The organism is Sphingomonas sp. 10B4 (assembly GCF_035019905.1).
In the GTDB taxonomy this organism is placed as follows: Bacteria; Pseudomonadota; Alphaproteobacteria; order Sphingomonadales; family Sphingomonadaceae; genus Sphingomonas; species Sphingomonas glacialis.
On sequence record NZ_JASJVC010000005.1, the window covers coordinates 63,384 to 79,110 of the forward strand.

Sequence of the window (15,727 nt, forward strand, 5' to 3'; positions counted from 1 at the left end):
CGCGGCGCCGGAAGGGGACGACGCCGCGTCGAAACTAAGCGCGATGGGCGATTAGCCCAGCGAGACGACCGTGTGGTTCGGCTTGATGCCTGCAGCACCCCATGCGAGCCGGACGTGATAGACGAGCTGCATGAACTGGCGATACACCGCGACGTCGAAGACGATGCCGCTGACCGGGTCGGTGACCTGGATCACGTCGTCGGCCATATCCATCGCCACGCCGTCGGGGCCCATCGGCATCTGCGGCGAGCGCGTGATGAGCTGGATCGCCGACTTCGAGAACGCCATGTTCGGCGTCAGGCTCGACGAGCCCGAGACGGTGACAGCGGTTGCCGAGGCGGGGATCGCCTGCAGCAGGCCAGGTGCGCCGATCGTGACGGTGCCGGGCGCCGAAATGCCGCCGGTGACCATGTACTTGTTGGCGTCACCGGCGACCGAGACGTAATCGCCCGGGTTGACCGTGCCAGTGCCGGTGATCAGCGGGATCTGCGTCGTGCCGACCGGGAATCCCGCCGTCGTGGTCGTGTAGCTGGCACCCGTGCCCTTGGTCTGCGCGGTGACCGCAACCGACTCATGCAGGTCGAAGCCCTCGAGGCGACCGATGATGCCGTTGCGCAGTAGCGCGTCGGTGCCGGCTTCGTTCACCTTGAACAGCACGTTCTGCTTGCCGCGCAGGTTGGCGAAGGTGGAGGTGCCGCCGACATACTGGAGATCGGTCAGCGGCGAACCGTTGTCCGAGAGCAGCTTGCGGACCTGCGCGATATCCGAGAGGTCGCCCGCGGTGCCGAACGGCGTGGTGCCGGCGGTGCCATAGGCGCGCGATGCGTTCTGCAGCGCGGCGTTGAACAGATCGGCCTCGACCATGTTGGTCAGCGTGCGGAACGCCTGGGTGAACTGGTTGCCCAGGATGCCGCCATAGGTGCCCGCGTTGGTCAGGCCCTTCTGCTCTTCACCGTTCCAGCGGATCGGAACGTGCTTCGATTTAGAGATCGTCATCGAGACGTTGCCGATCGTCTGGTCGCCGGTGTTCGGGGCGGTGACGCCGGGGGTGTTGTCGGCGGCAGTCTGCGCGCCGGTGATCGGCACGAGGATCGTCTCGTTGAGCGCGGCGCGCTCGGCCGAAGTGTTGCGCGAGACGGCGGGGATGAAGCCGACCATTTCGCGCGACACGGTGTCGAGCGATTCGTAGAGCGTGGGGATCAGCGAAGTGAGCGTATTTGCCAAGATGGCCTCCTATTGGATGGGGATTGTTTCGATGGGTTGTTGAGCATCCGCCCATGTCTCCGCGCCCCATCCGAGGTGCGGCTGTTGTTCGCCGATAGACGCCCGAGTATCCGCCCGGGCGTCTTCGGTTAATCCTGGAGCGTGACCTTGCCCGCCGCGGCATCGCGCGCGGTCGCCGCCTGAGCGGCGGGGTCGAGCCCGTTGAACTGTTCACGCGAGACGACACGCTTGCCGCCTTCGCCGCCGCCACCCTGCGAGCCGGAGCCGGCAGCGCCGGAGCCCTTCAGGATGGTGTCGCGGTGCGCATAATTGGAAACCAGCACCTCCATCGCCTCGTCGAAATTGGCGACTTCGCCGGGACGGCCTGGCGCGAAGATCTTGTTGCCAGTGTGGTCGTAGGCGACGACGTGATCGCCCTCGATCTTGAAGGCGGAGCCGAACTTCGATTCGACCAGGTCGGCCGGGATCGCCAGCTTGTCTGCGATGAACTTCGATCGCGTGAAGGCCCCGCCGATCTTCTCAGTGACGAGCGCCGACTTGAGCGTGTCGCGCTCTTCGACGATCGGGGCATATTTGGCTTCGACGGCCTTGACCGCCTCGAGCTTGACCTTCTCGACCTCGCCGGCGTCGACTAGCTTCTTCGCGTCGAGATTGGCGACCGTGCTGAGCGCGGCGCGCGCGGCTGCGGCGTCGTCGATGCCTTCGAACGCCTTGAGGCCTTTCTCGGCACTCTCGGCGCGCTCGCGATGGCTCTTGGCCTCGCCGTTCAGGCGCGTGATCGTGGCAACGGTGCCGGCGGCATCGAATGCCACCTCGCTGCCGTCATCGCGCAGATAGACGGGCTTGCCGTCGGAGACGACCACCTGGCCGTTGTCGTCGAGTTTCAGTTTCATCGGTCATCCAACCTTCATTGTGGGCATCCGCCCGGGGCGCCGCGCAGCATCCGCTACGACGGCAGGATCATGGATCAGTCCGGCTTGCCTGGATGAACCGGCAGCGCGGGCGCGGGCGGTGCAACAAGCGGCGGCTGCGCCTTGAGCTGCGTCTGCTCGGTCTCCCACTCGCGATCGTAATCGATCACGGTGCGGCGGCGCATTTCCTCGAAGAAGGTCTGATCGGAAATCTTGCCGGCGATCGCCGCGTCAAGCAGCAGCGCCGCCGATGCGTCCGAAAGGGTGTCGACGCCGAAGTCCTTGAACAACTCGACCTCGCCGACGGCGGTGTCACCGAGCCAGCGCGCGGTGTAGCCGAGGCAGGTGTTGAGCCCGTCCTCGAACGTCTCGATAATCGACTGCAGAATGCACTTGTTGGCATCGCCCTCGCTGACGACCTGCGTCGCGGTGACGTTGGCGCGGCGCTTGACCAGCAGCTCGGCCCCGGACTGACGCATGCGGTCCTCAAGGTCGAGCAACGAGGTGCGCCCAGCCTCGATCGCGGCGCCGGTGTGCTCGACGAACTTGAGATCTGCGGCGGTGTCATCGGTGAGGACAGCGTTTTGGCCGCCGATCTTGATCGCCCCGGTGATGCCCTTCCCGAACAGGATCGGCACGCGTGCGATGTGCAGGATGTTCTGCTGATCGGCGGAGGACTGCCAATGCTCGGCGTTGAGGTACGCCAGGTCGAGCAGCGGCGAGATGCCGCACCCGAACCCGGTCTGCACGCCGTAGAACATCTGGAACGGAACGTAATTGATGCTGGTGATTCCCTGCGCGTGGACCAGCCACTCGTCGCGATCGGCGGCCTTGCGCCAGACCTCCCAGAGGCCGGGCTCCATCACGCGGACCTGCTCGATCTGCTTTTCGCCGAAGCGTCCGTCGAGCTCGGTCACCGTCTCCAGCAGCCGGACCTGCTTGGTCACCCACTCCCCGCCGATCCGCTCGGCCTTGACGCCGAGGATGGTGGGAGCAGGGTAGAGCGACCAATACGGGCGAAGGTGATTGGCCTTTTCCTCGGCGCGGGTGCGCGCGGGCTCGCCGGCGGGGTAATCCACCGCGACGCCGGCCAGACCGTGCGACAGGCAGCCGCGCAGCAGCCGCTCGCCGAAGCTCTGGAGCTCAGTGCCCTGGCCGTCGACGTCGTCGCAGATCGCCTGCAAGTCGGCCGACATGTCGGCGACGTTGATTTCCTGGCTGAAAGGCTTGGACGCCATAACCGAGACGGTGCGACCAAAGAAGTTGGTCAGCACCGCCGTCTTCAGCTTGGCGTCGTAGCCGTCCTGCTCTTCGGCGGGGAACTTCGGCAGGAACTGCGTGCCGCCCGCGCGCATGGCCCGCGTGCCGCCGCACAACGCGGACAGCAGCGGCCAGTCGTTCGACAGTTCGGCGATCGCCGCGGATTGCTGACGGACGGCCTTGCCATCGCTCACAGGCGCAGCGCCGTGATGCTCGACGGCCGCACGACCGGATGCAGGAACGCGATCGGATAGGTCGATGCGTCGTTCTGGTGGTCGAGCCCCGACTTCTTGTCGGGCGCGCCGTTGTCGTCATACGCCTGCTGCTCGAGGCTGCGCGCCACGGTTGGGCAGGCGCGGGCGTTGACCTTGACCTTTCCCATCTGCAGTCTCTTTTCCATCGCGTTGATGCGATCCTTGACCGCTGGATTGGTCGATTTGGCTCTGACCTCGAACTTCGCCTGGCGAAGGAGGGCGATGTCGGATGTGCTGGCGTCCACCGTCCGCCTGCCGCCGCCGCTGGCATCGGGGTAGACGATGATGCGATGGTTCGGGAAACGGTCGCGGATCGTGGTGATCATGTCGGGCGTGTCGAACACGTCTTTGAATTCGGAGACGGCGTGCATCTCATCAGCACGCTCGACATAGACAGTCGCCGCCATGTGCTGGACGTTGAAGTCCATGCCGATGTGCAGCAGGTCACGCTCGGTCGCTTCGTGGTCGCTGGCGTGCGTCGCGCGATCGTAGGAGCGATACACTGTGCCGCTGCGCAGGTTGGTGAACTGCCCGCGCAGATAGGCGTCGATCAGCTGCTCGGGATATGTGTCGAGCAGCGACGAGATGTAATCGTCGGGCAGGTTGCCCGCGTTCTCGTAGGTCGACGCGTGAACCAGACCGTAGCTCGATTTGAGCTCAGGTTTGGCCTGCACCGCCTGCACGAACAGCTTGTGCGTCGCGCGGAAACCTTCGGGCGTCGTCGTGACCGCCACGCCGTTGCGCAAGCCGGGGACGTTGTAGCGCATGCGGGCGATGATCTTGCGCCAGCACTGCTCGGCCTTCTCTGGATCAAGCAAGTCGAACTCGTCGAGCTGGGCGTTGCCGATTTTGAACCCGACGATGGTCTGCGGCCGCTCAAGCGACCGGCAGATTGTCGTGCCGCGGTATTGGCGGCCCGAGTAGAACTCGACCTCCTTGTTCGCTTCCTTGACGGTGACCTGGAGGCCACAGAGAAAAGCGACTTCCTCGATCGTCGGGTAGAAAATGTCGCGAATCTGCGGATATGTCGGCGCGAAATAGCCCTGATTGATGCCGGGATGCTTCCAGAAATGGAGGCATTGGTCGATCGCGCCGGCGAAGGTCTTGCCCGAGTTGTGGTGGATCGTTCCGTCGGCGGTGACGTAGTTATTATTGTTCAGAACCTGAAGATCGTAGAACGGCTCGCTTGTCTCAAGCCGCTCAATCTCTATGATGCTGGTTTCGGTAATGGAGCAATGAAATGACTGACTTGGAGCAGAAAATAGCGGCTCTTTCGAAGCCGGATCGAAGCCCTCGCGAAATTGCGATGCTGCTGAAATGCACACCTTCGACGGTGTATCGATGCATCCAGCGCTTTGACCTGCCAGCTCGTCAGCGAAGGCGGCCGGAGCCGCGGTCTGACCTGGCGCCACGCATTCTTGCGCTTGCGAACGACGGCCTGACTTCTGCCGAGATTGCAACGCGGCTGGGCTGTGCTGCTCGGCATGCTCAGAACGTACTGCGGATCCACAATGCGCCCCGGCTATCGCGTGGGGCGCGTCATGGCGAACTGAACTCGAGCTACCTGGTAGGTCGTTCGGTAGACCTGGACGGCTATGCGCTGGTCGCCCGCCCGAAAGATCATCCGTCATCGCGCAAGGTGATGTTTGAGCATCGCTTGGTGATGGAGCGTGAACTTGGGCGTCCGCTTCAACCGCTAGAAGTCGTCGACCATATCGACGGGCTGCATCTGCATAACGCACCATCGAATCTACGGCTGTTCGCAACGAATGCAGACCACCTTCGAGCGACAATCTCGGGGCAAATTCCGCAATGGAGCGAAGATGGCCTGGCGAGGATGCGGACAGCGCATCACCAACGCGCAGGTCTCGAACGGATCGATAGCTACGGTCAGCGCAAAAAACGCGGTGAAATTCGTTTGCTACAAATTCTCCGTGCAGCGTGCGAATTCGGTATAGATTCGCCGTTCCTTTTGGGAACGCACCACCACTTGGAGCGAGCTCGAATCGATTATTCGTCTCCGACCATGATAGAACAAGCGTTGCGCCTACTATATCCTTGATCGGCATCGGGCCATGTTCGGTCATCACCGGCGACGAGCCCCTGAGGCACCCAAACCCGGCGATAAACGCCCGATATTTGTGCGGCAGGTTCAGAAATTCAGCCTGCGGGCGGTTCACCTTCACGCTTAGACATGTCGGCGCCATAGATGTTCACCGTGACAGGGCGGGGCGCTTCGTCGTCCGTGCGCTGGTCCTTCGACCCGTCGCGCATTCCGGCTCGCGTCTTTTCCCACCAGATGATTGCTGTGGCGTCGCCCGCGAGCGCCTTTGTGAAGAGGGTGCCAGCGATTTGAGCATTGGCCTCGGCGAGCCCAAGTTCGAGCTCGTCTTTGCAGTGGCGAAACATGGTATCCACGCTGAACCCGACGATGCGCGCGATCACCTCTTGCGGCGTCCCAACCGACGCGAGGCGCGCGATGGCATCCCGCGTCTCCGGGGGGATAACGATTCGAGGACGGCCACCTGAACGACCCGAGGCGGCACGCTTCTTCGGCGCCCCGGCCTTGGGCTTCACAGCCATCGGGGAATCTCCAGTGAACGGCGCGCGGCACTCGCGCCCAGACGATCGATCACCCCCTCTCCATCAATGTGAGAACGGCCCGCGCGAGCGTCGCGACAGGGGACCGGGCAAAAAGAAACCCCCGGAGCCGTGCGGCGCGGGGGTTATGGTGGATGTGCTGCTAGTGCAGCTTTTCCGACTGGTGTTTTGTTACAGACATCGCGCCCGCATTGCAATGGGGTTTGATCAGTACGTTGGCATAATCGGTGCGGCCGCTGGTGAACGCACCGGGCGCTCGGCCCAACGGTCCAGCGCTGAGATAAAAATCGCCTGAATCTTGCTGCGGCGACGCCCGTATTGCTTCGCGATCTCGGTGTATGTCTGATCGCCCCGTACCATGTCGAGCACAAGGTCACGATCGCTGTCGAGTGTTGAGCACCACGCGCCGAACGCCGCCTTCGCCTGTGTCAGGTTGGCGATCGACCTGCCTGCTCGTCATCGCGCAGATCACTCGGCGGATAGTAGCTCGCGACGGGATATTTCCCGCCGGGGTTGCTGCGCACAGCGCGGAGGAAATCCGCCACATAGGCGCGCATCGGCGCGGCTTCGGGCGGGGTCGTCACTTCGTTTCTCCCTCAGCCCATGCAGCCATCGCGATCGGCGCGACACTCGCGGCCATGCCGACCATGGCATCAGCGTACACCCGAATTTCGTGCTGGGCGTGCGGGTCCGTTCGCAGCGTGAGGAACTTCATCAGGTTGAGCAGATTCACCGTCGCGAACATGGTGCTGTACGTGGTGACCGGCAGAACCGAACGCGCCAGCTCGCGCGGCCAGCCGGAGGCGAGCAACGCCCGGTACACCACGAACGCCTGCTTGCAGTGGTTGGACATTATCGCGACCTCTGCCGCCCGGCCATCGACGATCTCACCGATGTCGCGCGCCTGCTTTCTGCTGGTCGACTGCTTGCCAATCAGCGCGGTGTCCGGGGTATAGAATTCCTCCGGCAGTTCGCGGTAACGCGCGCTCAGTTCGTTGAACGACCACGTCCGGTGTCGATGCCACTGCCGGAACACGAAGATGGGCGCATGAATCTCGAAGGTGAACGTCACCGCCTCGAATGGTGTCGTGTGCCTGTTGCGCCAGAGGTACCTGATCAGCTTCGCGTCGCTGCCTTCGTCTTCGCCTGCGCGCCAAGCAGCGTCGTATGAGACACGCGCGGCACGCGAGATGGATAGGTCACCGCCCATGCTGTCCACCAGCCGGACGAAACCATGATCGAGCACATTAACCTTCTGCATTGTTCACCTTTCGGTTTTGGATTTCGCGCTCGAGGTACCAAGCGGCTTTTTCGAGGTCCTGGATCGCGGCGCCCTTGCGCTCGGCGCGCGAGATGTATTTCGCGGTGTTGCCGAGGTTGAAGCCAAGGCCCCAAGCCTCGATCACCTTGATCGCTTCGTACGGGTTATCTGCGCCGCCGTAGTGAGCGGGATGATCGATAGCTTCCGTCACGCCGCCTCTCCCTCATCCAAAACCCCACCCAGCAGCAGCACCTTGATCTCGGCATACGGCCGCATGTAGCCGCGCTCGTCGAGGTAGCGGGGGTCTAGGTCCGGTCGGGGCTCCGGAACGCTCCCTGCGGGCTCTGGCGGCGAAATTTGGGCATGCGGCTGGCAACCCGGCACCCCAACCTCGCGTGTCGGCAGCACATGCCCGATCCCGCCGCGCAGCAGGTACGCCGCCAGCTTCAGCATCACCGTGACGTTCGTGTACCGGCACCGCGCCTCGCGAGCTGCGTCGGCAATCGTGAATTCCTCGAGCACCACAAGATCGAACGTCTTGCGCATGTCGTCGGGGATGAAGGCGGCCGCGAAGCGGAAGTTCTGCCGCGCCTCTACCTGCGCCGGCGTCTTGCCGCCGTGCCCGTAAGCTTTCTCGCCCGGGATCTGCTCGCCCCAAGCCGCAGCGGTCGGCGATAGGTCGAACCCGCAGCCTTCCCAGGCCTTGCGGTACCAGAGGCAAGCCGGGAAGGTGTCGTCGTCCAGCACCCCGCGCTTGTGCAGCGCGATGATCCTACTGTGCTGGACGCGGCGAAGTGTCGGCACCGTGCGGATCGTGCCGTCGGTCTTGTCGGGCGTGTACGGCGCGAACTCCCCCGTCCGCAGCAGTTCCGGCGTCGGCTGCATGGCGGTGTCGGCGAGGTTGCCGAACTTGCCCTCCTTCACCTCTGCCAGCGCTTCGCGGCGCTTGCGCTCGGTTTTCGTTCCAGCGCGGTCGCGGCGCAAAATGGCCTCGACGCGTGCCTGTTCGCGCTCCATCAACTCGGCAATCGAAGGCCTGCGCCCCGAGTCCCCGCTATCTACTGCAATTACCATGCCAACTTACTCCTAAAGCCCGCGCACGCTCGAAATAGTTTTCTAGTCCCGCAATTCACCCGCTCGGCTTGCGCTCGCCGTGGACCCGCTCCGCCAGGATGATTAGCTGCTGTCGGTCGACCCAGCTTGTCAGCCACTCGGGATTGATCAGGACCAGCCCTGACGTCTGCCAGGCGTCCCGCGCTGCTCGGCGCGCATTGGCTGGGTCCGGATCGCGCATCGAACCAGCGTGCGAGGCGAGGGAGGACCGGAGGCGCGTCATGCCGCGTCTTCCTCGCGATCGTGCTGGTGGCGCGTTGCGCGTTGGACGGTCCGCGTCATCGGCTGCTTGCACTCCCAGCACGGGCCGGGCTTCTCAGCCTGCGTGGAGCAGGGGATGCAGCACCAGGGCATCGGCTGGCGGAGCGCGTTCATGCAGCGAGATCGACGCGAACGACCGCACTGACCGGCCGCACCGGCCCGTGGTACAGAGCGCGCGATACGAAGCGCCCGTCGGCCAGCACGCGCATCAAGCCGCGCTCGACAGCGATCCGCATCCAGCGCGCCGGCACATCGCCGATCGGCTGACCATTGCGGACGTTCTCGAGCCACTGCGCGAATTGCTCTTCAGCAAACTCGCGGCAAATCAGCAGAGCTTGCTCCTGCTCGGTCGTCGGCGCGCGGTAGGTCGCGACCAACTCCAAGCACTGCCGCGGCGTCGGGAACCAGTCGAGCGTCTCGCACGCTCGGCGGACCATGTGCGCGATGGCCTCGGCAGGGTAATCCTTGAGCAGCGCGTAGTAGACCGTTGCGCTCTTGCGTCCCAGATCCTCGTCGATGTTCTTCGACGGCAGCGCCGCCAGATATTCGAGATGCTTGCCGAATGCGGCTTCACCAACCGGCCGATGCGGTTCCTGCGAGGTTTGAGCCCACTCGATGAGGGCATCACATTCAGCCATCGTTGTAGGCCTGTCGACCGGTCGACATTTCACGGAAGGCGGCGATGCGCCCATCGACTGGGCGTGATCCGTGAGAAGCGAAATTGCCGTTTTGCCGAGAGCTTGCATCGTAATTTCCCTCAATGACCTTTGCGAAATTTCCCGGCTTCACGATGAAATCGAACGTGAACCACGACGGGGGTGGGGAGCCGGTGAGGAAGGGCGAGGCGCGAGCACGGGCAATGCCGGCTTTCCAGCCATCAAGGCCGTCGTCGCGGAGCCGAGCGCGCATAGCGGCTTGGCGAGATGCGGTGTGCTTGGCGATCGTCGGCCACCCGACCGAAGCCGCGTTTTCGTTCCAGATCGCGAAGGCTTCCGTCACGGGCTGTGCCGGCGTGCGCAATTGAGGCGTAGCCTCAATAACTTCTTTCATTACTTCATTAACTTCATTCTTCTTTGCGTCGTCGCTGCGTCGCTGCTGCGTCGTTGATGCGTCGTCTGCTGCGTCGGGTGCCTGCGACAAAGACTGATAAGTCTCATAATTACATATGGTTATAACCGTCTGTCCTGCGTCGGCTACTGCGTCGATAATTCCCTCTCGAACTAACGATGCAATGAACCGACGCACCCGCGCTTCATCCCACTGCCAAGCCTTCGCCATGAAGCGCAGCGAGTGAGAAAGTTGCCCGCGATTCAATGAGATAGCACCGCTTCCGGCATGGACGCGGGTGGGTTTGTAGGCGGCTTCCTCGATCAGCCACACGAAGGCGTCGCGGCGCGAGTATTCCTCGTTCCGAAAGACGGGGTTGTCCTGCCAGCCCCGGTGCATGAGGTAGAAGCCGCCTTGGCTCATCCGAAGGTCACCTCGACGCGCGCAGCCTTCTCAGGCGTCGCATATGCATAGCTCGGCAGGAACCGCTTATCGTTGACGCCAAGCGCGTCCGCGATGCCATCGATTGACGCCTTGAGCCGGTTAGGAAGGTTGGTCCGATCCGACTGATTGTTTGGCGGGTAGAACGTGAAGCAGATGGCGATGTCGCCCGCCGCGGGGATTGCGATCGGCCCGACCTCCAGCGTCGCGGCGTGTGCCCAGGCGCGATATTTCTTGGTGAGCGCCGCCTTCGCCCAGCGGTTGCCATTGGCATGACCGGAGAGCGTGGACGGAAGCCAAGGAAGGATGATCGGGCCGGCCATCAGTCGAGCCCGAGCGCCTGCTTGTAGGTCTCGAGCAGCGCTTCCGCTTCGTCGCGGTGATGCTTCTCCATCCGACGAAGGCGAACGATCGCGCGCATCGTCTTGATGTCGAATCCCTCGCCCTTGGCGAGTGCGTACCGGTCCTTGATATCGTCGGAGATGCCCTTTTTCTCGTCCTCCAGTCGCTCCACCGCCTCTAGGTGCAAACGAAGCTGGTCGGCGGCGATGATCTGGTCGGACATGGTCTTCTCTCCTTCGGTGGTAAATTCAGGCGCGGGCGCGCGCCGCGGCGACACGCTTGAGCGCGGCCGTCTTCTCTGCCTTGCGCGCGGCGATCACCTCACGCCGGACGCGCTTGGTAAGCGCCGACAGGTCGTTGCCGAGGGCATCGAACTTGCGCGGATCCAGCGCGGCGCGCGCGGGCGGCGCGATCGGCGCGGCAGGTCGCGCGGCGCGCCCGAAGAGCCAGTGCAGGTTCATCGCGCCGCCCTTCGCTTGGCCTTGCGGTTCGCCTGGTCGCGCGCGATCGCAGCGAGACGGGCGCGACCGACACGCGCGTCGGCGCGCAGCGGGGCGTTGCAGCCATAGAGATAGACCAACGCCGGCAGCATGGCCGCAGCGCCGATCGCGATGCCGATGACGAGATCGATCATGCGGCGATCCTTTCCCAGGCGCCTGCGTCATAGCCCTTGGCGACAGCGCGATCGGTCAGCTCGACATCGGTCAGGATCGCCAGACCGCGGCGCCAGTGCGTGCCGCGCGGGTCAGCCTGGCCGACCTTGTTGCAGCGGAACACCGGCCCCCAGCGGCGCAGGTAGTCAGCGACCTGCCCGACCGCGGTCATGTCGCGCAGCACCGCATTCGTCGGCCCGTTGCGATAGCCAGACTGCAGCTTTTTTGGCTTGGTGTTAGTCAGCGTGAGCCAGCGGTGAACGACGTGCGAACTGCGGCCAAAGCGCAAGCGCAGTTGCTTCATCGTCATGGTCGGCGCGACCAACGCAAAGCCGTCGGGAATTGGGGCTGCGTTCGCTACCGTCGGCGGAACGGGCTTCGGCGCCCGACACCCCGTTTCGTTGCGCCAGCGCGAAATGATGTTGATCGACACACCGTAGCGCTGCGCGAGATCGGGGTTGCAACTTGTCGGCGCGTGCTCGGCGAAGTCGGCCGGAACGCTGAGCGCGACCTGCGTTGCGTTACGGACGGCGGTGCGACCGAGCTTGCTGACTGCGATGCGATTGTAGATCTCGACCACATCGGCGCGCGTCACGATGATCTGGTGGTGCTTGCGCATCAGGCCGGGCACGTCAGCGATATCGCGCTTGGCGAGGAATCCTTCGATGGCGGTGATCGTGGTGGGGGCGAGGTCGAGGTTCACGCTGCACCTCGGAGGGCGTCGGCCTCGTTGAGATACGCGATCAGCGACGGCATATGCGGGCGCAGCTTGTCCGCGATGTGCAGCGTCTCGTTATGATCTCGAACGCCGTCACGCAGTGCTTCTGAAAGCTCAGCCGCGACCTCGCAAACACCGTGCAGGGTGATGAAATCGTTGGCGGCTTCTGGTTTGACGCGCGAAAGCTCGTAGCCATAGTGTGCCATTATCTCGCGCAGCGCGGTCTCGTCGGCACACAGCGAGTTGAACACCGTATGCGCCTCCGGGAGGTTCTCGCAGGCGACCGCGCGGCTCAGCGTCTTCGGGTCCTTCAGCGCCATGCGCGACGCCATTTTGACGAAAGTCATCGTCGGCCCGACGCGGCCCCAGGCGATCGCGAGCAGCTGCTGAAACTTGTCCTTCGTCAGCGGCTCAGGCAGACAGACATTATTACGGTCGCGCATTATTGCTTGCTCCCATGATGTTGTTGACCCCCGCCATCCCGTTCGCTGTCGCTGTCGCTGCCTGGCGCGCGCTGCTGGGCGCGTGGCTGGCGGGCGCGCGCGAAGGCGAAAGCGATGAAGGTGGCGTAGATTGCGATCGTGAAGATGACCGCGAGGGCGATCATGCGATTGACTCCCAGCGAACGCGGGGAGACGATGCCAAGCATGACGCCAGGCGAAATCGAAGACCGAATCCATGCGATCGAGGATCGCGAGAAGGCACTCGCCGAGCGCGAAAATCGGCTGATCGGCCGCGAGCAGGAACAGGCGATTTTACTCCTGCTCCTGTCCCGCGTGTCACTCGGAGCATCTGCGAGGGTCGAAATCGAAAAGGCAGAACACCGGTTCGCGATGGACGATTTCCGTCCGCGCGAAATGCTGTCGCGGATACTGCGACCGACAGCCGCGGATATCGATCAGAAGCGGAACCGGCCGGGCTAGTCACCGGCGTATGCCTTCTTCGCGACGCGGCCCGCTTCCATCAGGTTGGCGCGCGCAATCGCCTCTTCTTCAAGCTTCGCCGCAATGACAACGAGCGGATAATCGTCGCCGAAGGCGTGCAGACTTGCCAATTCGAGGATCACGCTCGCGACGATCGCGCGGACCTCTGCTTGCTCGGCCGCACTAAGGGAGGGCTTGTCAAGGAAGCTCATGCTGCAGCCTTCCGATCGAGCGGGACAACCTGGTCGATCAGCGGATCCAGTTCGCCAGCGGGGAATCGCTCGCGCGCCGCGAGACGCAGATGGTCGAGCCTCGATTCCGTGATTCCGCGCTTCCGCCACGCGTGTACGGTGGTCGGATTGGACTTCAGGAGTTGCGCTACGGCACTTGTGCCGCCGAGCTTGTCCAGCACGAGATCGATCGGGTTTTCCATGTTTCGACTAGTGCGATAATCGCAATGCAATCGCAAGTAGAAAATTGCGATTTTCGCTTTTGCGATTATCGCGCCGATGCCCGACACAGCGGCATGACCCAGGATGAACTCAATCTTGAGCTGGACGCGCGCGGCGTTCGGAACATTGACCTCGCGGAGTTGCTCGGTTTGGGCGCCGACAAGGTGTCGAAGTCTCGCCGCACCGACGAGAAGCGCCGGCGCTGGAGCTCGGAGGAGTTCGTCAAGATCCGGGCATTCTTGGACAGCGACGGCAATATCGCGGATGCGCCCGATCAGCCGTTTTCCGGCATCGAAGGCGAATACGTCGCGGTCGAGGTTCTTCCGACCTTTGCCGGAGCTGGTGGGGGCGGCAACGGGGAGGGTGATCGCGAGACGGCGCTGATGGCGCGCGCACTGCTCGAGAACGTGCTCAACGGTCGCGCGGGCGACTTCGTGATCATCAACATTCGTGGCGACAGCATGGAGCCCGACTTCCAGCATGGAGACCAGCTTCTGGTCGACAAGCGGGACCGGTCGCCTTCGCAGCCGGGGCCGTTCGCTATCTGGGACGGCGAATGGGCGGAGTATGTCGTGAAGAATATCGAGCGCCTGCCTGGCGGTCGACTTCGCATGTTCTCGAGCAATATGAAGTACACACCCGCCGAGGTCGTCAGCGAAGAAACGCGAATTATCGGTCGGCCGGTCTTCTTCGGCCGGCGGCTATGAGCGATAGTCCGGAGCGCGCGCAGGCTTGGGGCTGTGGTGTGATGCTGATCTTGGCTTTGATAGGAGGGGCGTTCGTCCTCAAGGCATGCTCGGAAGATAGCGCCTTGCAGCAAAAGCCATTCGATGCCGCGCATGCCGTTCGCGTCGAGGCTGTAGAGCTGCAGTCGGCGTTCGACGATAACGAGATCGACGCCAACAATCGGTATGGGGCATCTCGGTCGCTGATTGTGATCGGGACGATCAGCGCCATCAGTTCTGGCTCACCCGCATCCGTCGATTTGTTGTCGGGAGACCCATCCGCGGCGGTAAGCGCATTGGTTGCCGACGAGCAGAAGCTAGCTGCCTTTCGGCCCGCGCAGACGATCGAACTCCACTGCGTCGGCGCGCGCAAGTCCCTCGCGCGGGTGGTCATCGATTCGTGCAACAGCATTTCCACGATTCCTCCCGCAGACCCCGTGAACTGAGAAATGCGATAAAATTGCGATAGACGCATAATACCGCTTGCACATGATGCGATAATCGCATTATAGATCATCTCAACGGCCCCACTGACCCGGGCGCCGCGGAGATGAGAGATGGCACGCGCCAAGCCCACGATCACCAAAGCCCGCTACGAAGTCGTCGTCGCGTTCGATTACCTGACCGCCGGTCGTCAGTACGACGTCGAGACGCGGTCGAATTCGCGCGACGCTGACTTCCGCCGCGCCGACGGCAGCGGCATCGGCTGCTACGTCCCCACTTGGGCGCTGAAGCGGGCGATCGCTGACGGCTCGGTCGTGCAGGTGGCAGCGTGAACGCGACATTCCCCTCGCGCGCTGTCCTCGCCGACAGCGCAGCGCGCCATCACGGCGGCAACTTCGAAAGCAGCCTGCGTGCGGAAGCTCTGCAGATCGCGGCTGACATTCGCGCCGGTCGCAAGGTGATGACCGAGCACGGCGTGTTTACGCCGGCTGATCTCGCCGCCGCCGTGCATACCGAGGGCGGCGTGTTCTACCCGACGCTTTCGTGCGGGCCGGATGCTGCTTTGCGGGAGAAGGGGCTGTGACTTCGCGCCCAACCCCCGAGGATGAGCCCACAGGACCGCAGATCCTCGTCGCAATCTACACTGCGGTGATCGTTGCTGTGGTTGCGCTGCACTTCGCGTTTCCGGCAGTGTTTCTGTGACCCGTGTTCTCAACATCCTCCGCACCGCCGATGCAACCGAGTGGGCGCTGATGCTGCTCGTCGCGCTCTGGCTGCCGATGCTTTTCGTTATCGAAGGGATCGTCTCGTGACTGACACGAAATTCACGCCTGGGCCTTGGAAGACCGCATCTGGTTCGCCCGAGTATATCTGCACCGGGCATTTGTGGTTGGCGTCAACCATGGGCGTAACAGGCACAGACGAAGCAAGAGCCAACGCCCGCCTGATCGCTGCCAGCCCCGCGCTGTATGAAGCGCTCGAGCAAGTATTGGCCGAAAAAGCCCCCGCGTATCACGATTGCATCGATAACGGGGAAGCTGAGTGCGCGTGGTGCATCGCCCGCGCCGCCCTCGCACTTGCTCGCGGTGACGAATGAT

At 63.3% G+C, this 15,727-nt stretch carries 29 protein-coding genes; 7 read left to right on the plus strand and 22 right to left on the minus strand.

From position 1 onward, the window contains the following. Nucleotides 1-51: 51 nt before the first annotated feature. The 20 genes from QN347_RS02725 to QN347_RS02820 form a co-directional block, all read right to left on the minus strand. Nucleotides 52-1,224: a P22 phage major capsid protein family protein gene (locus QN347_RS02725; RefSeq protein WP_322163365.1), complete on the minus strand. Its 1,173-nt coding sequence runs from the start codon at nt 1,222-1,224 to the stop codon at nt 52-54. Nucleotides 1,225-1,352: 128 nt separating this feature from the next. Next, nucleotides 1,353-2,117, minus strand: coding sequence for a DUF6651 domain-containing protein (locus QN347_RS02730; protein WP_322163366.1), 765 nt, complete (start codon nt 2,115-2,117; stop codon nt 1,353-1,355). Between the two features lie 74 nt (nt 2,118-2,191). Next, nucleotides 2,192-3,589 carry a DUF4055 domain-containing protein gene (locus tag QN347_RS02735; RefSeq protein ID WP_322163368.1) on the minus strand — a complete coding sequence of 466 codons (1,398 nt, stop codon included), beginning with the start codon at nt 3,587-3,589 and terminating at the stop codon, nt 2,192-2,194. Continuing rightward, nucleotides 3,586-5,835 carry a terminase large subunit domain-containing protein gene (locus QN347_RS02740; RefSeq protein WP_322163370.1) on the minus strand — a complete coding sequence of 750 codons (2,250 nt, stop codon included), beginning with the start codon at nt 5,833-5,835 and terminating at the stop codon, nt 3,586-3,588. Before QN347_RS02740 ends, QN347_RS02735 begins: the two co-directional genes overlap by 4 nt. Beyond that, nucleotides 5,810-6,232 carry a hypothetical protein gene (locus tag QN347_RS02745; RefSeq protein ID WP_322163372.1) on the minus strand — a complete coding sequence of 141 codons (423 nt, stop codon included), beginning with the start codon at nt 6,230-6,232 and terminating at the stop codon, nt 5,810-5,812. Before QN347_RS02745 ends, QN347_RS02740 begins: the two co-directional genes overlap by 26 nt. Nucleotides 6,233-6,457: 225 nt before the next feature. After that, nucleotides 6,458-6,619 carry a hypothetical protein gene (locus QN347_RS02750; RefSeq protein ID WP_323493958.1) on the minus strand — a complete coding sequence of 54 codons (162 nt, stop codon included), beginning with the start codon at nt 6,617-6,619 and terminating at the stop codon, nt 6,458-6,460. A 59-nt stretch (nt 6,620-6,678) separates the two neighbouring features. Continuing rightward, nucleotides 6,679-6,834 (minus strand): hypothetical protein, encoded by a 156-nt coding sequence (locus tag QN347_RS02755; protein ID WP_322163373.1) that lies wholly within the window; start codon nt 6,832-6,834, stop codon nt 6,679-6,681. Beyond that, complete coding sequence (gene thyX, locus QN347_RS02760) at nt 6,831-7,511, minus strand: FAD-dependent thymidylate synthase (RefSeq protein ID WP_322163374.1); 681 nt, start codon at nt 7,509-7,511, stop codon at nt 6,831-6,833. Before thyX ends, QN347_RS02755 begins: the two co-directional genes overlap by 4 nt. Next, nucleotides 7,498-7,722 (minus strand): DUF3310 domain-containing protein, encoded by a 225-nt coding sequence (locus QN347_RS02765; protein WP_322163376.1) that lies wholly within the window; start codon nt 7,720-7,722, stop codon nt 7,498-7,500. Before QN347_RS02765 ends, thyX begins: the two co-directional genes overlap by 14 nt. Next, nucleotides 7,719-8,528, minus strand: coding sequence for a hypothetical protein (locus QN347_RS02770; protein WP_322163378.1), 810 nt, complete (start codon nt 8,526-8,528; stop codon nt 7,719-7,721). Before QN347_RS02770 ends, QN347_RS02765 begins: the two co-directional genes overlap by 4 nt. Before the next feature lie 112 nt (nt 8,529-8,640). Further along, complete coding sequence (locus QN347_RS02775; protein ID WP_323493959.1) at nt 8,641-8,847, minus strand: hypothetical protein; 207 nt, start codon at nt 8,845-8,847, stop codon at nt 8,641-8,643. Between the two features lie 148 nt (nt 8,848-8,995). Further along, nucleotides 8,996-9,523, minus strand: a complete 528-nt coding sequence (locus QN347_RS02780; protein WP_322163380.1) for a hypothetical protein — start codon at nt 9,521-9,523, stop codon at nt 8,996-8,998. Beyond that, on the minus strand, nt 9,516-10,355 hold the full coding sequence (locus QN347_RS02785; RefSeq protein WP_322163381.1) for a hypothetical protein: 840 nt from the start codon (nt 10,353-10,355) through the stop codon (nt 9,516-9,518). The genes QN347_RS02780 and QN347_RS02785 overlap by 8 nt, the downstream gene beginning before the upstream one ends. Continuing rightward, nucleotides 10,352-10,696 carry a hypothetical protein gene (locus tag QN347_RS02790; RefSeq protein ID WP_322163382.1) on the minus strand — a complete coding sequence of 115 codons (345 nt, stop codon included), beginning with the start codon at nt 10,694-10,696 and terminating at the stop codon, nt 10,352-10,354. The genes QN347_RS02785 and QN347_RS02790 overlap by 4 nt, the downstream gene beginning before the upstream one ends. Further along, nucleotides 10,696-10,938 carry a DUF2312 domain-containing protein gene (locus tag QN347_RS02795; protein WP_322163384.1) on the minus strand — a complete coding sequence of 81 codons (243 nt, stop codon included), beginning with the start codon at nt 10,936-10,938 and terminating at the stop codon, nt 10,696-10,698. The genes QN347_RS02790 and QN347_RS02795 overlap by 1 nt, the downstream gene beginning before the upstream one ends. Before the next feature lie 25 nt (nt 10,939-10,963). Next, nucleotides 10,964-11,176 carry a hypothetical protein gene (locus QN347_RS02800; RefSeq protein WP_322163385.1) on the minus strand — a complete coding sequence of 71 codons (213 nt, stop codon included), beginning with the start codon at nt 11,174-11,176 and terminating at the stop codon, nt 10,964-10,966. After that, nucleotides 11,173-11,349: a hypothetical protein gene (locus QN347_RS02805; RefSeq protein ID WP_322163387.1), complete on the minus strand. Its 177-nt coding sequence runs from the start codon at nt 11,347-11,349 to the stop codon at nt 11,173-11,175. Before QN347_RS02805 ends, QN347_RS02800 begins: the two co-directional genes overlap by 4 nt. Beyond that, entirely contained in the window at nt 11,346-12,071 is a 726-nt protein-coding gene (locus QN347_RS02810) for a hypothetical protein (RefSeq protein WP_322163389.1), read from the minus strand. The genes QN347_RS02805 and QN347_RS02810 overlap by 4 nt, the downstream gene beginning before the upstream one ends. Beyond that, entirely contained in the window at nt 12,068-12,529 is a 462-nt protein-coding gene (locus QN347_RS02815; RefSeq protein WP_322163390.1) for a hypothetical protein, read from the minus strand. The genes QN347_RS02810 and QN347_RS02815 overlap by 4 nt, the downstream gene beginning before the upstream one ends. Further along, complete coding sequence (locus tag QN347_RS02820) at nt 12,529-12,693, minus strand: hypothetical protein (protein ID WP_323493960.1); 165 nt, start codon at nt 12,691-12,693, stop codon at nt 12,529-12,531. Before QN347_RS02820 ends, QN347_RS02815 begins: the two co-directional genes overlap by 1 nt. Between QN347_RS02820 and QN347_RS02825 the strand changes: the two genes are divergently transcribed. Then, entirely contained in the window at nt 12,668-13,009 is a 342-nt protein-coding gene (locus QN347_RS02825) for a hypothetical protein (RefSeq protein WP_323493961.1), read from the plus strand. The genes QN347_RS02820 and QN347_RS02825 overlap by 26 nt on opposite strands. On the opposite strand, the gene QN347_RS02830 is transcribed toward QN347_RS02825, so the two are convergent. Then, entirely contained in the window at nt 13,006-13,221 is a 216-nt protein-coding gene (locus QN347_RS02830; protein ID WP_322163394.1) for a hypothetical protein, read from the minus strand. The genes QN347_RS02825 and QN347_RS02830 overlap by 4 nt on opposite strands. Then, entirely contained in the window at nt 13,218-13,442 is a 225-nt protein-coding gene (locus tag QN347_RS02835; RefSeq protein ID WP_322163396.1) for a hypothetical protein, read from the minus strand. The genes QN347_RS02830 and QN347_RS02835 overlap by 4 nt, the downstream gene beginning before the upstream one ends. A gap of 24 nt (nt 13,443-13,466) precedes the next feature. On the opposite strand from QN347_RS02835, the gene QN347_RS02840 reads away from it, so the two are divergent. The 6 genes from QN347_RS02840 to QN347_RS02865 all read left to right on the plus strand — a co-directional run bounded on the left by QN347_RS02840 (nt 13,467) and on the right by QN347_RS02865 (nt 15,726). After that, nucleotides 13,467-14,168 (plus strand): S24 family peptidase, encoded by a 702-nt coding sequence (locus tag QN347_RS02840; RefSeq protein ID WP_323493962.1) that lies wholly within the window; start codon nt 13,467-13,469, stop codon nt 14,166-14,168. Further along, a complete protein-coding gene (locus QN347_RS02845) occupies nt 14,165-14,632 on the plus strand; it encodes an OB-fold protein (protein ID WP_322163399.1) in 468 nt (155 codons plus the stop codon). Before QN347_RS02840 ends, QN347_RS02845 begins: the two co-directional genes overlap by 4 nt. 111 nt (nt 14,633-14,743) lie before the next feature. Beyond that, nucleotides 14,744-14,962 carry a hypothetical protein gene (locus QN347_RS02850; protein ID WP_322163401.1) on the plus strand — a complete coding sequence of 73 codons (219 nt, stop codon included), beginning with the start codon at nt 14,744-14,746 and terminating at the stop codon, nt 14,960-14,962. Then, a complete protein-coding gene (locus QN347_RS02855; RefSeq protein WP_322163402.1) occupies nt 14,959-15,213 on the plus strand; it encodes a hypothetical protein in 255 nt (84 codons plus the stop codon). Before QN347_RS02850 ends, QN347_RS02855 begins: the two co-directional genes overlap by 4 nt. Continuing rightward, nucleotides 15,210-15,332 (plus strand): hypothetical protein, encoded by a 123-nt coding sequence (locus QN347_RS02860; RefSeq protein ID WP_322163404.1) that lies wholly within the window; start codon nt 15,210-15,212, stop codon nt 15,330-15,332. Before QN347_RS02855 ends, QN347_RS02860 begins: the two co-directional genes overlap by 4 nt. 106 nt (nt 15,333-15,438) lie before the next feature. Then, nucleotides 15,439-15,726, plus strand: coding sequence for a hypothetical protein (locus QN347_RS02865; RefSeq protein ID WP_322163406.1), 288 nt, complete (start codon nt 15,439-15,441; stop codon nt 15,724-15,726). Nucleotide 15,727 lies beyond the last annotated feature (1 nt).

Coding starts and splice junctions, on each gene's coding strand:
- QN347_RS02835 (WP_322163396.1), bottom strand. CDS start 13,442: ATGGAAAACCCGATCGATCTCGTGCTGGACAAGCTCGGCGGCACAAGT.
- QN347_RS02785 (WP_322163381.1), bottom strand. CDS start 10,355: ATGAGCCAAGGCGGCTTCTACCTCATGCACCGGGGCTGGCAGGACAAC.
- QN347_RS02840 (WP_323493962.1), top strand. CDS start 13,467: ATGCAATCGCAAGTAGAAAATTGCGATTTTCGCTTTTGCGATTATCGC.
- thyX (WP_322163374.1), bottom strand. CDS start 7,511: ATGCAGAAGGTTAATGTGCTCGATCATGGTTTCGTCCGGCTGGTGGAC.
- QN347_RS02845 (WP_322163399.1), top strand. CDS start 14,165: ATGAGCGATAGTCCGGAGCGCGCGCAGGCTTGGGGCTGTGGTGTGATG.
- QN347_RS02780 (WP_322163380.1), bottom strand. CDS start 9,523: ATGGCTGAATGTGATGCCCTCATCGAGTGGGCTCAAACCTCGCAGGAA.
- QN347_RS02775 (WP_323493959.1), bottom strand. CDS start 8,847: ATGACGCGCCTCCGGTCCTCCCTCGCCTCGCACGCTGGTTCGATGCGC.
- QN347_RS02830 (WP_322163394.1), bottom strand. CDS start 13,221: ATGAGCTTCCTTGACAAGCCCTCCCTTAGTGCGGCCGAGCAAGCAGAG.
- QN347_RS02815 (WP_322163390.1), bottom strand. CDS start 12,529: ATGCGCGACCGTAATAATGTCTGTCTGCCTGAGCCGCTGACGAAGGAC.
- QN347_RS02770 (WP_322163378.1), bottom strand. CDS start 8,528: ATGGAGCGCGAACAGGCACGCGTCGAGGCCATTTTGCGCCGCGACCGC.
- QN347_RS02850 (WP_322163401.1), top strand. CDS start 14,744: ATGGCACGCGCCAAGCCCACGATCACCAAAGCCCGCTACGAAGTCGTC.
- QN347_RS02800 (WP_322163385.1), bottom strand. CDS start 11,176: ATGAACCTGCACTGGCTCTTCGGGCGCGCCGCGCGACCTGCCGCGCCG.
- QN347_RS02805 (WP_322163387.1), bottom strand. CDS start 11,349: ATGATCGATCTCGTCATCGGCATCGCGATCGGCGCTGCGGCCATGCTG.
- QN347_RS02820 (WP_323493960.1), bottom strand. CDS start 12,693: ATGATCGCCCTCGCGGTCATCTTCACGATCGCAATCTACGCCACCTTC.
- QN347_RS02745 (WP_322163372.1), bottom strand. CDS start 6,232: ATGGCTGTGAAGCCCAAGGCCGGGGCGCCGAAGAAGCGTGCCGCCTCG.
- QN347_RS02730 (WP_322163366.1), bottom strand. CDS start 2,117: ATGAAACTGAAACTCGACGACAACGGCCAGGTGGTCGTCTCCGACGGC.
- QN347_RS02790 (WP_322163382.1), bottom strand. CDS start 10,696: ATGGCCGGCCCGATCATCCTTCCTTGGCTTCCGTCCACGCTCTCCGGT.
- QN347_RS02795 (WP_322163384.1), bottom strand. CDS start 10,938: ATGTCCGACCAGATCATCGCCGCCGACCAGCTTCGTTTGCACCTAGAG.